Origin of the sequence: Belliella calami, assembly GCF_022549695.1 — a bacterium.
In the GTDB taxonomy this organism is placed as follows: Bacteria; Bacteroidota; Bacteroidia; order Cytophagales; family Cyclobacteriaceae; genus Belliella; species Belliella calami.
Window position 1 is genome coordinate 327330 of sequence record NZ_JAKZGS010000002.1, and the last position, 14550, is coordinate 341879.

Here is a 14550-nt window from a genome sequence, read left to right on the forward strand (position 1 = left end):
TAAATTGCAGGTCAAAAATAAGACAATAATCACAAAGGTCTATAATTATTTAAAAGTAGCCCATTTGGATCAGATGTCGAAATGTAATAAAATTTGGAAAGAAGGCAAGTCTAGAATAGATGAATCAAAGAAAAAACAAACCCGTCATAGGAATTAGTATTGGAGATATAAACGGCATCGGTGCAGAAGTCACCATGAAAGCGCTCCTTGACAATAGAATACAAAAATTGATCACTCCAGTAATCTATGCACATGGGAAAGCGATGACTTTTTATAGGAAACAACTGGAAATGGAAGATTTCAACTTCATGCAAATCAAATCCATTGATGAAGTTCATCATAAAAAAATAAACTTGATCAATGTGGTAGACGAAAGCCCTGAAGTACTTCCAGGAGTAGAAACCCATGAAGCAGGTCGCTTAGCCTTGGCCGCCCTTGACCATGCTATACAAGACTTAAAAGCCGAAAAGATCGAGGCACTAGTAACAGCTCCGCTCAACAAAAACAATATCAATTCGGAAGAATTGAAATTCGTAGGCCATACAGAATACTTGACTGCTGCATTTGAAGCAAATGATAGCTTGATGTTTTTGGTATCTGAAGATATTCGAGTGGGCGTGGTCACTGGACATATTCCATTAAAAGATGTTGCGAAAAAAGTAACTAGCGAAAATATCCGTAAGAAATTAAATTTGATGTTAAGATCATTGACGGATGATTTTGCGATCAGCAAGCCAAAGATTGCAGTCCTTGGGCTCAATCCCCATGCTGGTGAAGATGGTTTACTTGGCGATGAAGAGATAAATATCATTCAACCAGTCATCCGAGAGTTCAAAGACAAAGGCCATCTGGTTTTCGGTCCGTATTCAGCTGATGGATTCTTTGGAATGATGCACCAGAAGAAGTTTGATGGTGTTTTGGCTATGTACCATGACCAGGGATTGATTCCATTCAAATCATTAGCTTTCGAAACTGGCGTGAATTTCACAGCTGGACTTCCAATCATTAGAACTTCTCCTGACCATGGTACAGCCTATAATATTGCAGGCAAAAACATGGCCGATGAAGGCTCAATGAGAGCTGCTATTTTGCAAGCATATGACATTATCAGAAACAAAGGAAATTGGGACGAAGAAGAATAGTGAAAATAATTCTTCATCAAATTTCATATTTCTAAAAGGATTCCCTAAATTTGCGGTCTTGAAATAAGGGGAGGTCAGATGAAATTCTTGAAAAACTATAATATAGACGTCATCAAACTTAAAGAAGGTAAGCATGAATTTACCTTTCCAGTTGACAGAGAGTTTTTCGAACATTTCGAAGCAGCTGAGTTCTTGCATGGAGGAAAGCTCCAAGCGACGATTCATCTCAATAAGCTTACCTCACTAATGGAAGCTACATTTGAAATACAAGGTGAAGTGAATTTGACTTGTGATAGGAGTTTGGAAGAGTTTGATTTTCCACTATTCACAGATGAAAAGATCATTTATAAATACGGACTTGAGGAGGCAGAAATCACCGAAGATGTATTTATGATCACGAGAGATACACCAAGTATCAATGTAGCACAGTTGATATATGAATTTATCTTGCTTGCCATTCCGGCAAAGAAAATTCATCCTGATTTTGTAGAAGAGATGGATGAAGAAGATTTTGACGGAGAAGGTGAGTTAGTATATATTTCAGATGAAAAATTTGAAGAAGAGTCCTCTGACGAGGATAATCACTCAAACGAAGCAGATGAAAGCACAGATCCCAGATGGGAAATATTAAAAAAATTAAAGAAAAAAGATTAATCTAAATTACATAGAGATGGCGCATCCTAAACGAAAAATTTCGAAAACCAGAAGAGACAAGAGAAGAACACACTATAAGTTAACTGCTCCTGCATTAGCTCAGTGTCCTACTACTGGAGAATTTCATTTACCTCACAGAGCTTTTTGGCTTGACGGTAAGCTTTATTACAAAGGACAAGTAATCATGGAGAAGGAAATTCTCGCATAAGCATAAAATTATATAAAAGGCCTTTTACAAAAAATCCATCCCAATAATTTGGGATGGATTTTTTTTTATTTATTGAGAAGCTATCTTCTTGATTTTAAGTGAATAAATAAAGTAATAGTCAATTCTAATATCAAAAAGCTTTGGTGGTACAGCACATTTTAAATATTTTTGACATCTTAAACTGAACAAGAATGTCTTGAACAACTTCAAAGGAGGAGACAAACACTTGTAAGTCAATTAAATGGCGATCAAAAAGAATCATTTAATTGCCTAAACCAAACAATTAATGAAAAAAACGAGAGCAGTAATTACCGGAGTTCATGGTTGGGTACCGGAATATGTCCTTACCAATCAAGAATTGGAAACAATGGTGGACACCAATGACGAGTGGATTGTCAGCCGAACAGGGATCAAAGAAAGACGTATTTTGAAAGGTGAAAACCAAGGCACATCAGTGATTGGAACAGAGGCTGTCAAAGGCTTACTGAAGAAAACCAATACCGACCCAAACGATATAGACCTTATCATCTGCGCTACCGTCACTCCCGACATGCCCTTCCCTGCAACAGCAAATATCATTGCAGATAATGTAGGTGCAAAAAAGAGCTTTAGCTTTGATATCTCCGCTGCTTGTTCAGGATTTTTGTATGCATTGACAATGGGGAGTCAATTTATAGAGACTGGCATGTACAAAAAAGTGATCATAGTAGGAGCAGATAAAATGTCCTCGATCATTGATTACACAGACAGAGCAACATGCATTATTTTTGGAGATGGTGGCGGTGCTGTTTTGTTGGAACCTACCACAGAAGAGGTTGGAATCATGGATAGCTTGCTGCATGCAGATGGATCAGGAGCTCCTTATTTACATATGAAAGCAGGAGGTAGCAGAAAGCCTGCTACAATAGAAACCGTCAATGCAAGAGAGCATTTTGCCTTTCAAGAAGGCTCTACTGTATTTAAATTTGCTGTAACAAACATGGCAGAAGTCAGTGCCCAAATCATGGAAAGAAACGGTTTGAAATCTGACGAGATTGCTTGGCTAGTACCTCATCAAGCAAACAAAAGAATCATTGATGCTACAGCAAACAGGATGGGTGTAGGCCCAGAAAGAGTCATGATGAATATCGAAAAATATGGAAATACCACAGCAGGTACACTTCCACTTTGTCTTTGGGATTATGAATCCCAATTGAAAAAAGGTGACAATATCGTCCTAGCTGCCTTCGGAGGCGGATTCACTTGGGGTTCTATCTACCTGAAGTGGGGATATGACCCAAAATAATTTTAAAACAACTTAGACAATTAATAATGGCAAGTACCGCAGATTTTAAAAATGGATTGTGTCTGGAATTCAACCACGACATCTACACCATCACAGAATTTCAGCACGTGAAACCGGGTAAAGGTGCTGCATTTGTCAGAACCAAAATGAAAAGCCTTACCAATGGAAAAGTGTTGGACAAGACTTTCAATGCCGGTGAAAAAATAACTACCGCTCGTGTGGAAAAAAGATCCCATCAATATTTATACGCTGATGACATGGGACTTCACTTCATGGACAATGACAGTTTCGAACAAATCAGAATTGATGAAAAACTGATCGAGAGAGCTAATTTGATGAAAGAAGGACAAATGGTAGATGTACTGATTCATGCAGAAACTGAAACCCCTTTGACTGTAGAGCTCCCTCCTTTCGTAGAATTGATGATTACCTATACAGAACCTGGAATCAAAGGTGATACCGCAACAAATGCACTGAAACCAGCTACAGTAGAAACTGGCGCAACAGTAATGGTCCCTCTTTTTGTAGAACAAGATATTTTGATCAAAGTAGACACCAGAGATGGTTCATATTCTGAAAGAGTAAAATAATTTCGTAAAACTGTTTGATTTAATTAAATTACATAGAATTACGATTTTTAACCCAATGAAAATAGAAACTAACAATATGGTTTCTGCAAATAAATAACTTATGAAAGCAAAAGAAATTCAAGATTTAATAGATTTTATTTCAAATTCAGGCTTAGCCGAGGTGAAAATTGAGACAGATGAGTTCAAGCTCTCAATCAAAAAAAATAGTGAAACCCAGTACGTTGCTGCTGCTCCTGCCCCTGCTCATGCAGCTCCTTCTCCCGCATCTGCGCCAGCACCTGTTGCCACTCCTTCTGCTCCAGCTACTATAGCAGCAAAAGAAGATGATACTTCAAAATATTTGGAAATCAAATCTCCAATGATCGGCACCTTCTACAGAACTCCAAATCCTGACTCAGACAACTTTGTAAACGTCGGAGATGTGGTAAAAGGTGGTCAGACAGTTTGTATCATAGAAGCGATGAAGCTTTTTAATGAAATCGAATCTGAGATTTCAGGCAAAATCGTAAAAGTATTGGTTGACAATGCTACTCCTGTAGAATATGATCAGCCATTGTTTTTGGTAGATCCTGCAGGATAATTTCTTTTTGTTTCACAAAACTGAATTGATGTGTTTAAAAAAATATTAATAGCCAATAGAGGCGAAATCGCACTCAGAATAATCCGTACCTGTAAAGAGATGGGGATCAAAACTGTTGCGGTATATTCTACGGCAGATAAAGACAGTTTGCATGTAAGGTTTGCTGACGAAGCTGTATGCATAGGCCCTGCCCCAAGTAGAGAGTCTTACCTCAATATCCCAAGAATAATCGCGGCAGCTGAAATCACCAATGCTGATGCAATCCATCCTGGTTATGGATTTCTTTCAGAAAATGCCGAATTTTCCAGAATTTGTGAAGAATACAACATCAAATTCATTGGTGCTAGCCCGGACATGATCAATAGAATGGGCGATAAGGCTACAGCTAAAGCAACCATGAAAGAGGCTGGTGTACCTACTATCCCAGGTTCTGAAGGGCTTTTGGAGTCGATAGAACAAGGCGTAAAGCTAGCAAACGAAATGGGCTACCCAGTCATACTCAAAGCTACCGCCGGAGGTGGTGGACGTGGTATGAGAATCGTAAAGCAAGAAAGTGAATTCAAGAAAGCTTGGGATGATGCGCGTCAAGAATCAGGTGCTGCTTTTGGAAATGACGGTCTCTATTTGGAGAAATTCGTAGAAGAACCAAGACATATTGAAATCCAAATAGTCGGTGACAGCAATGGAAAGGCATGTCACTTATCTGAAAGGGATTGTTCTATCCAAAGACGACATCAAAAATTAGTAGAGGAAACCCCTTCTCCATTTATCACAGATGAATTAAGAGAAGCAATGGGAGCTGCTGCTATCAAAGGTGCGGAAGCAATCGGCTACGAAGGTGCTGGAACTATAGAATTTTTGGTTGATAAAAACCGAAATTTCTACTTCATGGAAATGAACACCCGAATTCAGGTAGAGCATCCGATTACTGAAGAGGTGACAGATTTTGATTTGATCAAAGAACAAATCAAAGTTGCAGCTGGTGAAAAAATATCTGGAAAAAACTATTTTCCAAAGCTTTATGCTATGGAATGTAGAATCAATGCTGAAGATCCTGCAAATGGATTCAGACCAAGCCCAGGTAAAATCGTAAACCTTCATCTACCTGGTGGTAGAGGTGTAAGGATCGATAGCCATGTTTATGCAGGCTATGTCATTCCTCCAAACTATGATTCAATGATCGCTAAACTTATCGTAAGTGGCCAATCTAGGGAAGAGGTAATTGTCAGAATGAAAAGAGCATTGGAAGAATTTGTGATTGATGGAATCAAAACCACAATCCCTTTCCATATCGCTTTGTTGAACGATGAAAAATTCAAAGCTGGAGACTTCACTACCAAATTCTTGGAAGATTTTGATTTCTCTGTTATCAAAAAGTAAAATCTAATACAATCCATATTAGAAAGACTGCCGCAATGGCAGTCTTTTTTTATAAAACTAAATTTATTGGTTGACAAATGCATGAGTTTCAATCGATCTACCAAGCTTTGGGTGAAGAGAAAATCAAAAGTTTAGTGCATCATTTCTACCTAGGAGTAGCTAATACTCCTAGTTTGTTGGCTTTGTACCCAGAGGATTTAGTTCCTGCTGAGGATCGATTATTTTTGTTTTTGCAGCAGGTTTTCGGAGGGCCACAGACCTATTCTGACCAACGAGGCCATCCAATGCTTCGCAAAAGGCATTTTCAATGGGAAATCGATGGAGATATGAGAAATAGTTGGCTCAATTGTATGTTTGCAGCTATGGAAAAGATAGAAATAGACCAAAACACAAAAGAAGCAATGATGCGTTATTTTGTACAAGTTGCCAACCACATGATCAATAAATAAGATGGTTCTTCTGAGAGGTCTCTATACAGTTTATGCTTTCATCGTATTTTGCTTGAGTTTTATCCTCTTGTTTCCACTTCTATTAATTACCATTTGGATACCAGGTCAGCAAGAATATGGCAGGAAAATCAACAGATTTTGGGCAAATATTTACTTTGTATTGATTGGTCTTCCAGTGAGATTTGTTGGGAAAAAGCATGTAAAAAAGGGGCAGCCTTACATTTTCATTGCGAATCATTTTTCTTATATCGATATCGCAATGATGGGATTTGTCCCGGGAGATGTAGTTTTTATCGGGAAAAGTTCGCTAAGAAATATCCCTTTGTTTGGATACTATTTCAAGAACCTCCACATTGCAGTCAATCGAGAAAGTGTAAGAAGTCGTGGAGAAGTATTGGTCAGGGCAAAAAAAGCAATTGAAAATGGCAGTAGCATTGTTATTTTTCCAGAAGGCGGTATCACAGCTGCACAACCACCAGTTCTCAGCAGATTCAAGGATGGAGCATTTAGTTTGGCAATTGACAAACAAATCCCTGTAATTCCTGTAACTTTATCTTATAATCATTTAATTTTGCCCGATGAAAAATATCCACTTTTGAATTTCAAATCAGGGAAAATCGTTTTTCACGAACCAATTTCAACCGAAGGTCTGACCACAAAAGATGTACCGATGATACGAGAGCAAGCGCATCAAATCATTCAAAACCAACTTTGGGAAGACAATAAAACAGAACAAAAAGCTTTATAGACTTATGAAAATAGATGTAAATTCGCTCAAAAAAATTGCACACCTTGCAAGATTGGAATTTGATGAAAAGAGTGCTGAAAAAATGACTCAAGACATGACCCAAATCCTGGATTGGGTTGAGCAATTGAATGAATTGGATACTGATAATATAGAACCAATTACAACCATGTCATCTGAAGTGAATGTATTGAGAGAAGATAAAGTTGGTGAGCATCTTTCTCACGAAAGTGGTTTGAAAAACGCACCACAACGTGACTCGGATTATTTCAGAGTTCCAAAGGTAATGGAGTAATGTCAGTAAAAACTTTCAGGAATTTAGAAAACTTATTACTCAAAGGCCTTCCCAGTATCATAGCATTATTGGGAGGGCTTTTCCTATTATTGAGTCTCTTTGTTTGGGACAAAGCTAGTATGCCTATTCTTCCAGGTGTATTTGCGGAAAGTATAAGTGTGCCTTTACATTTTTATAAACTAGGAACAGAAATAATCAACCTTGATATAGATAATTTTTTAGTTTTTCAAAACTTCGAGTCATTACCCCCTATCTTGAATACTGAATTCGGGTTGTTTTTCGGTGGATTGGTTGTTTTGTTCTTGTGCTATGGCTTGACATTGATCAGCACATTGAAGAAAATGTACTTTATCGCAGGAAGTGCAGGATCAATTTTCTTTTTTACTTTCTCTGGGATCAATGGTCTGAATATCGGTGGACTATCTACCAACTACCCATTAATCATTTTGCTCTTGGGAGCATTGTCGCCAGTGGCTATCATTCATTTCTTTTTAGAAAATTGGAGCTTGAGCAAGCGTTTCTTTCTCGTGTCTACGAGCTTGATCGCCACCATTTTTCTACTAACCCAAATTACAGAAATAGAAGCTGCATCACTTTATTTATCTGAAAACATCACATTGCCTGTAGCATTTCTCGCCGTAATTTTCATGTTGCACATAGGCCATGCAGTAATTTCGAGTGCCAGTATCTTTTTGATCAAACTCAACCAAGGGGTAAAACTCAAGATCACTTGGCATATTACCATTATTTCAATAGTCTATTTCTTCCTTGTACTCTTTACACTTTTTGATACTATGGGAGAAATAAACCTTCCCTTCCCTACCCTTCCACCATTGGTGATTATGCTAGTTGCTGGCGTTTTGGGATACTACATTTTGGACTTCAAGCTAACCCAAACACCTCAAGCATTTGATCAGCCACTCATTGGGAAATCATTTTATCTGATAGGTCTTGGGGCTACAACTTGGGTTTGGGGAAAAGCAATCTATACCTACAACCAACCCCTGATCGAATTCTTCAACCACACTTTTCTGTATGGGCAAATCGCTCTTTCTTTATTGTTTTTTGCCTATTTATTGACAAATTTCTCCAGTATTCTAAACAATGGAGAGCCTTTGGAAAAAGTGATCTTCAAGCCACAATTTTTTGCTTACTTCCACATGAGGATTGGTTCGATCATGTTTTTGGTGATTTTAGTGATTTTTGCAGATGCAGTCATCGCCGTACAATTGAAATCTGCTTCACTAAATTTATCTGCCGATTATTACTATCAAACAGAGCGTCCACAGCATGCGAGAATCCTTTATGAGAATTCATGGAAAAATTATTTTAAAAATGACAGAGCAAAAAATTCCGTTGCTCACCTCTACCTTCAAGACAAGCAACAAAACATGGCGCTTAGGCATCTGGAGGAAAGTTTCGATTTTGCCCCGAATGTTCCAAACATCCTTTTGCTCAGTTCAAGATTACATCAGGCTGATAAAATCGTGGAAGCAATATTCTATTTGGAGAAAGGATTAGAGTATTTCCCTGAAGATGCAAAACTTTCGAATAATTTGGCCTTGCTTTACTCCAAGATCAATAAACCGAACCAAGCAATTGAAGTTCTCAATTCCACTTTAAATGACCAAAAAACTATAATAGCAAACAAGTTGGCATTGGAAGTAAAACACAACCTTGAGAGCAAAACAAGTCTAGCCCCTTCTCAAGACCTTATTGGCCAAATTAACGCACTCGCAAAAGCAAATAAGTTGGGAAACTATACCGATTTTGTCTTAGACACAGATAATCTTCCTGATCAATTTGTATTGAAATCATCTGCATTGAGAAATCAATACACCAATCAAATTGCAAAAAGTTATGAAATTGACTTAATAAACCTTAATAACTTAATCAAGATCCAACAATCAAGTTATGAACAAAGAAACTATTGGGAAACAAGGGTTATCCGGACATTTCAAGACCAAAGGATCAATGAAACGCTGAAATTCTTGTCAGGCGCATCATTTTCGTTCCCTAACCATGCAGCAAAATACCATGTAATGTCAGCGGAAATCCTTGCCAGCCAATTGGATTTTGAAAAAGCTGCTTTGGAACTAACAATAGCAGCAGTAGATGGCTATCTAAGTTTCAAACCACATCATTTGGCAATTCTCTATTTCAGTGGAAAAACTGCAGAAGCACAAGCTTTGCAACAAAAACAAGGGGTGAAATTCCCTAAATGGATGGAATGGAATGAAAAAGGCGAATTGTTGGAAAATGACCAGACCAAGTTTTTTGAAATTTTGAGCATTTTCCATCAAAGTACAAAAGAAAAGCTGCTGTTAAGTATTGAAGAATTGACTACTAAAAACTTCAAAAGTGATTTGGCAAATTACTTAATGTTATATAAGTCACATTGGTTAGTCAAAATGGATTTTGACTATTTGGAAAAACTATTGACCCAAGGCGAAAATGCAATTTGGACAAAAGAAGAGTTTGAAGAGTTGACAGTAGTATTGGAAAAAGGCAAAAACGAAATACAATCTGAAAAAATACATAAAATACTGAAGCCTGAAATTTCAAAAACAAAAAATGCTTATGTAACACCTTTGATTTTCCAAGCATTGGCAGAAGAAAAAGAAGCTTTGAAAAGATATGAAATCCTTCAGGAATCAATTCAATTCAATAAAGACCCAATTCTTTGGATGGCCTATGTAAAAGAGAGTAGAAATAATGGCTTGGGGAATTATGGAACAAAAGCTTTAGAAGACATGTCAAAATGGCTATCAAATGAGGAATTAGAAAAATTAATGATTGAAAACCTCTAAAATTTCACACCGTTAATCAAATTAATTTTTCCTTTTTGATCAATTCTACTAAATTCAGGAATTCAAAACAATTGACCATGAAAAAAATAATAGAAACATCCGATATTCAAAAGACATATAAAATGGGGGCTGAAGAAGTTAGAGCTTTGAAATCAGTTTCTATTTCGGTCAATAAAGGAGAATATGTAGCATTTATGGGCCCATCTGGTTCTGGTAAGTCAACATTGATGAATATTATCGGCTGCTTGGATACCCCAACAGCAGGAACTTACATTTTGAACGAAAAGGATGTAAGTGATATGTCTGAAAATGAATTGGCTGAAATCAGGAATAAAGAAATTGGATTTGTATTTCAAACGTTCAATCTCCTTCCTCGTGCAAGTTGTCTTGAAAATGTAGCTCTACCATTGATCTATGCGGGATATAATAAATCAGATAGAGAAGATAAAGCATTTATAGCTTTGAAAAATGTGGGTCTTGCTGACCGTGTTCACCACAAGCCAAATGAACTTTCCGGTGGTCAGAGGCAAAGAGTAGCCATTGCAAGGGCACTTGTAAATGATCCTAGTATTATTCTGGCTGATGAACCAACTGGAAATTTGGATACCAAAACCTCCTACAGTATCATGGAACTTTTTCATGAGCTCCATCAGAAAGGGAATACCATCATCATGGTAACACATGAGGACGATATCGCCCATTATGCACACAGAGTGATCAGGCTTCGTGATGGCTTGGTAGAATCAGACGAGATCAACCTTACACCTACAAGGGCTGTAACTGTTGAATTAGACGAATAAAAAAGCATCTTTTTATAAATAGATTCTTACTTTTGTAGGAAGGTACATTTTTACCTCTAGGATGCATATCTAGCGTAATTAATGAAAATTTATACAAAGACCGGTGATACCGGAACAACATCCCTTCTTGGTGGCAAAAGAGTTTCAAAGGGACACATCAAGATAGATGCTTATGGGACTGTCGATGAACTAAATTCTTACATAGGATTACTTAGAGACCAAGAGGTCAATAAAAGTCGGGAAGTAATCCTCAAAGAAATCCAAGACAGGCTATTTACTTTAGGTGCTACATTGGCCACTGAAGTAGGAAAATCAAACATCAAAAAACCTGATCTCCACCAAGAAGACCTAGAACTTCTTGAAAAAGAGATAGATACAATGGAAGAAAAACTCCCACCTCTCAGCAACTTCATTCTTCCAGGGGGGCACCAGTCAGTTTCGTTCTGTCATTTGGCTCGTACTGTCTGTCGGAGAACAGAAAGGTGTGTCATCCTTTTGATGGAAATTGAACCAGTCGACCATATTATTTTAAGTTATTTGAACAGACTATCTGATTACCTTTTTGTATTGGGACGTCTTATGGCGATAGAACTAGAAGTACAAGAGGTAACTTGGAAACCAAGAGCATAAATCAAGATGAATACTACTTTAAGCATAGAAATCAACAAAACAAAATCATCAAAATTACCCCAGACAAACTTTGATGATTTAAAATTTGGTCAAACTATCAGTGACCACATGTTTGTAGCGGATTATGAAAATGGAGAATGGGGAAATTTCCGTATCGAGCCATACGCACCACTGCAACTCAATCCTGCGAATGCAACTTTGCACTATGGACAATCGGTCTTCGAAGGGATGAAAGCCTATAAAAATGAAAATGGCGAGGCTTTGATTTTTAGAGCTGATGCAAACCAAAAGAGGCTAAATGAATCAGCTAAAAGAATGTGCATTCCAGAAGTTCCTGAGCATATCTTTATGGAAGGACTTACTCAATTGTTGGAAGTTGACAAAGCTTGGATTCCCAATAAACCGGGCTGCTCACTCTACATCAGACCTTTTGTGTTCGCTACGGATGATTACTTAGGAATAAGACCTTCGGACAAATACAAATTCATGATTTTCACTTGTCCGGTGGGTAATTATTACTCCAAACCAGTTTCTGTGAAAGTCGAATGTGAATACACAAGAGCTGCCGAAGGAGGAACAGGCTTTGCAAAAGCTGCTGGAAATTATGCAGGTTCCCTCTATCCTGCATTGCAAGCCCAGAAGCAAGGCTATGACCAATTACTTTGGACAGATGGAAAATCTCATCAGCATATAGAAGAAAGTGGAACGATGAACGTGATGTTCATGATCAATGATACACTGATCACCGCACCTACCACTACAGGAACTATCCTCAAGGGAATTACAAGAGATAGCGTTTTGACACTAGCCAGAGAGATGGGAGTTAATATAGAAGAGAGATTCCTCAGAGTTACTGAGCTTGAAGATGCGCTAAGAAGCGGGACTCTAATTGAAGCATTTGGTACAGGAACAGCTGCTACGATAGCGCATATTGCAAAAATCCATATAAATGGAAATGATTATGAATTGCCCCAAAAAGACAATTCAGCATTTAGCAATATCATTTTGGAAACATTGGATGGTATCAAATATGGTAGACTCGAAGACAAACATAATTGGATCATCAAGATTTGATCACTTAATATTTCTACTGAAAAAGTGTCAAAGTTAATCTTGACACTTTTTTTATGTTTAAAGAAAAATAGGAGTCAAACTAAACCTGGAATTACCCACATTTTGAAAATATTTTGATATCTTGAATTTAAATCAACTAAATAAAAATGAAGTGTCATATTTTTAAAATTTCAGCATGCATTCTTCTTTTATTTGTCATCAACCTTAATGATGTGTATGCCCAAAAATTCATTTTGCTCCAAAAAGGAACAAACCAAAAAAGCAGATTGAAATTTGAAGTTGGGGAGACTTTTACTTACAAGAGTAAAACAAACGATTTTTATATCACGGACGTCATCAAAGACATTCAAACTGATATAATCGTACTATCAGAAAACATATTGAAGCCAGAAGATATTACTTCTGTGGATATTTTTGATAAAGACCCAAGAAATGGCACACTCAAGAACCTATCCACATTAAGTTATGGTGCAGGTCTTATCTGGTTGACAGCAGAATCGATCAACTCCCTCTACCATGACAAATCGTTCGGAATAAGCTCCGGCGGAATGATAGGTGCTGGTGCACTTTTTGCATCTGGATTTACACTTTCAAAGATAAGACGCAGGCATTTCAAAAATACAAAAAGGAATAAAATTCAATTGGTGATTCTTTACGGAGATTAGAAAATGAATAGGTTTCTAGTATAATTTTTCCGATTTTTGCATTCCAAAACTAAATAAATTTATGACATCAGACCAGTTGAAAGACTTGAAAGCCCGCGTTTCGGCTTTGAGGAGGTATCTTTGACTACGATCGTAAGATTGAAGAAATAGAAGATCTCGAGGCCGTATCTGCGCAAGCAGATTTTTGGAATAATCCAGACGAGGCCGAAAAAACAATGAAAGTAATTCAAGGAAAAAAATCCTGGACAAATGCTTATGAAAAAGTAGCTACCGGGATTCAGGACTTGGAAGTTCTTTATGAATTCTACTCAATGGATGAAGTTTCTGAAGAGGAACTGAAAGCTGAATATAGCAAAGTCCATCAGAATGTAGAAGAGTTGGAATTGAAAAAAATGCTAAGCAGTGAGGAAGATCAGCTTAGTGCACTCATGGAAATCAACCCAGGAGCAGGTGGTACAGAAAGCAATGACTGGGCCTCTATCTTGATGAGGATGTACATCATGTGGGGCGAAAAAAACGGATACAAAGTTCGTGAAGTTGATCTACAAGAAGGAGAAGTTGCTGGTATCAAATCAGTTACTTTGGAATTCGATGGCCCGCTAGCTTATGGTTTTTTGAAATCTGAAATCGGCGTACACAGATTGGTAAGGATTTCCCCATTTGATAGCAGTGGTAGAAGGCACACTTCTTTTGCATCGATATATGTGTATCCTGTGATAGATGACACCATCGAGATCGATATCAACCCAAGTGATGTAGAGCTACACACTTCCAGATCTGGAGGAGCCGGTGGACAGAATGTCAACAAAGTGGAAACGAAAGTTCAGCTTACACATAAACCTACAGGCATTGTCGTAGTATGTCAAATCGAAAGATCACAGCTTGCTAATAGGGAAAAAGCCATGCAAATGCTTAAGTCCAGACTTTACCAAATGGAAATGGAAAAGCGAAATGCTGAGCGTGCAAAAGTAGAATCTGGAAAAATGAGAATAGATTTTGGTTCCCAAATCAGAAACTATGTCTTGCACCCATACAAATTAGTGAAAGATGCAAGAACAAGCCATGAAACTTCAGATGCACAAGCTGTATTGGACGGGAATTTAAATGAATTCATCAAGGCTTTCCTATTGGCGCAAAGCGAAGAGGAAGCCAATAAAGATTAACGTTTACAGATAATTGTTTGCAGACCTCTCAGGAAAATTTTGATATAGAAAATTATCAATGCTTTGCTCCTGAGAGGTTT

General features: G+C 37.6%; 16 protein-coding genes. All 16 read left to right on the plus strand.

Features of this window, described 5'->3' with window-relative positions; translation table 11 throughout:
- The first annotated feature begins 119 nt into the window (after nt 1-119).
- Complete coding sequence (gene pdxA / locus MM236_RS03640) at nt 120-1142, plus strand: 4-hydroxythreonine-4-phosphate dehydrogenase PdxA (RefSeq protein ID WP_241273570.1); 1023 nt, start codon at nt 120-122, stop codon at nt 1140-1142.
- Between the two features lie 78 nt (nt 1143-1220).
- A complete protein-coding gene (locus MM236_RS03645; RefSeq protein ID WP_241273571.1) occupies nt 1221-1796 on the plus strand; it encodes a YceD family protein in 576 nt (191 codons plus the stop codon).
- Between the two features lie 16 nt (nt 1797-1812).
- Nucleotides 1813-2004 carry a 50S ribosomal protein L32 gene (gene rpmF, locus MM236_RS03650; RefSeq protein ID WP_241273572.1) on the plus strand — a complete coding sequence of 64 codons (192 nt, stop codon included), beginning with the start codon at nt 1813-1815 and terminating at the stop codon, nt 2002-2004.
- Nucleotides 2005-2290: 286 nt separating this feature from the next.
- A complete protein-coding gene (locus MM236_RS03655) occupies nt 2291-3289 on the plus strand; it encodes a beta-ketoacyl-ACP synthase III (RefSeq protein ID WP_241273573.1) in 999 nt (332 codons plus the stop codon).
- 26 nt (nt 3290-3315) lie between these two features.
- Complete coding sequence (gene efp / locus MM236_RS03660; RefSeq protein ID WP_241273574.1) at nt 3316-3879, plus strand: elongation factor P; 564 nt, start codon at nt 3316-3318, stop codon at nt 3877-3879.
- A 100-nt stretch (nt 3880-3979) separates the two neighbouring features.
- Nucleotides 3980-4459, plus strand: coding sequence for an acetyl-CoA carboxylase biotin carboxyl carrier protein (gene accB, locus MM236_RS03665; protein ID WP_241273575.1), 480 nt, complete (start codon nt 3980-3982; stop codon nt 4457-4459).
- Between the two features lie 30 nt (nt 4460-4489).
- Nucleotides 4490-5839 (plus strand): acetyl-CoA carboxylase biotin carboxylase subunit, encoded by a 1350-nt coding sequence (gene accC, locus MM236_RS03670; protein ID WP_241273576.1) that lies wholly within the window; start codon nt 4490-4492, stop codon nt 5837-5839.
- 77 nt (nt 5840-5916) lie between these two features.
- Nucleotides 5917-6288 carry a globin domain-containing protein gene (locus tag MM236_RS03675; protein WP_241273577.1) on the plus strand — a complete coding sequence of 124 codons (372 nt, stop codon included), beginning with the start codon at nt 5917-5919 and terminating at the stop codon, nt 6286-6288.
- 1 nt (nt 6289) lies between these two features.
- Nucleotides 6290-7036 carry a lysophospholipid acyltransferase family protein gene (locus MM236_RS03680; protein ID WP_241273578.1) on the plus strand — a complete coding sequence of 249 codons (747 nt, stop codon included), beginning with the start codon at nt 6290-6292 and terminating at the stop codon, nt 7034-7036.
- A 4-nt stretch (nt 7037-7040) separates the two neighbouring features.
- Nucleotides 7041-7328: an Asp-tRNA(Asn)/Glu-tRNA(Gln) amidotransferase subunit GatC gene (gene gatC, locus MM236_RS03685; RefSeq protein WP_241273579.1), complete on the plus strand. Its 288-nt coding sequence runs from the start codon at nt 7041-7043 to the stop codon at nt 7326-7328.
- Complete coding sequence (locus MM236_RS03690; RefSeq protein ID WP_241273580.1) at nt 7328-10138, plus strand: tetratricopeptide repeat protein; 2811 nt, start codon at nt 7328-7330, stop codon at nt 10136-10138. Before gatC ends, MM236_RS03690 begins: the two co-directional genes overlap by 1 nt.
- A 77-nt stretch (nt 10139-10215) precedes the next feature.
- Nucleotides 10216-10938: an ABC transporter ATP-binding protein gene (locus tag MM236_RS03695; RefSeq protein WP_255742333.1), complete on the plus strand. Its 723-nt coding sequence runs from the start codon at nt 10216-10218 to the stop codon at nt 10936-10938.
- An 81-nt stretch (nt 10939-11019) separates the two neighbouring features.
- Complete coding sequence (locus MM236_RS03700) at nt 11020-11568, plus strand: cob(I)yrinic acid a,c-diamide adenosyltransferase (protein ID WP_241273581.1); 549 nt, start codon at nt 11020-11022, stop codon at nt 11566-11568.
- 6 nt (nt 11569-11574) lie between these two features.
- A complete protein-coding gene (locus MM236_RS03705; RefSeq protein WP_241273582.1) occupies nt 11575-12642 on the plus strand; it encodes a branched-chain amino acid aminotransferase in 1068 nt (355 codons plus the stop codon).
- A 146-nt stretch (nt 12643-12788) separates the two neighbouring features.
- Nucleotides 12789-13307, plus strand: coding sequence for a hypothetical protein (locus tag MM236_RS03710; RefSeq protein ID WP_241273583.1), 519 nt, complete (start codon nt 12789-12791; stop codon nt 13305-13307).
- 61 nt (nt 13308-13368) lie between these two features.
- A protein-coding gene (prfB, locus tag MM236_RS03715; RefSeq protein ID WP_241273584.1) for a peptide chain release factor 2 occupies nt 13369-14470 on the plus strand; the annotation gives its coding sequence in 2 pieces (ribosomal slippage) (nt 13369-13428 and nt 13430-14470; 1101 coding nt in all).
- Nucleotides 14471-14550: the final 80 nt, after the last annotated feature.

Coding starts and splice junctions, on each gene's coding strand:
- pdxA (WP_241273570.1), top strand. CDS start 120: ATGAATCAAAGAAAAAACAAACCCGTCATAGGAATTAGTATTGGAGAT.
- MM236_RS03645 (WP_241273571.1), top strand. CDS start 1,221: ATGAAATTCTTGAAAAACTATAATATAGACGTCATCAAACTTAAAGAA.
- rpmF (WP_241273572.1), top strand. CDS start 1,813: ATGGCGCATCCTAAACGAAAAATTTCGAAAACCAGAAGAGACAAGAGA.
- MM236_RS03655 (WP_241273573.1), top strand. CDS start 2,291: ATGAAAAAAACGAGAGCAGTAATTACCGGAGTTCATGGTTGGGTACCG.
- efp (WP_241273574.1), top strand. CDS start 3,316: ATGGCAAGTACCGCAGATTTTAAAAATGGATTGTGTCTGGAATTCAAC.
- accB (WP_241273575.1), top strand. CDS start 3,980: ATGAAAGCAAAAGAAATTCAAGATTTAATAGATTTTATTTCAAATTCA.
- MM236_RS03675 (WP_241273577.1), top strand. CDS start 5,917: ATGCATGAGTTTCAATCGATCTACCAAGCTTTGGGTGAAGAGAAAATC.
- MM236_RS03680 (WP_241273578.1), top strand. CDS start 6,290: ATGGTTCTTCTGAGAGGTCTCTATACAGTTTATGCTTTCATCGTATTT.
- gatC (WP_241273579.1), top strand. CDS start 7,041: ATGAAAATAGATGTAAATTCGCTCAAAAAAATTGCACACCTTGCAAGA.
- MM236_RS03690 (WP_241273580.1), top strand. CDS start 7,328: ATGTCAGTAAAAACTTTCAGGAATTTAGAAAACTTATTACTCAAAGGC.
- MM236_RS03695 (WP_255742333.1), top strand. CDS start 10,216: ATGAAAAAAATAATAGAAACATCCGATATTCAAAAGACATATAAAATG.
- MM236_RS03700 (WP_241273581.1), top strand. CDS start 11,020: ATGAAAATTTATACAAAGACCGGTGATACCGGAACAACATCCCTTCTT.
- MM236_RS03705 (WP_241273582.1), top strand. CDS start 11,575: ATGAATACTACTTTAAGCATAGAAATCAACAAAACAAAATCATCAAAA.
- MM236_RS03710 (WP_241273583.1), top strand. CDS start 12,789: ATGAAGTGTCATATTTTTAAAATTTCAGCATGCATTCTTCTTTTATTT.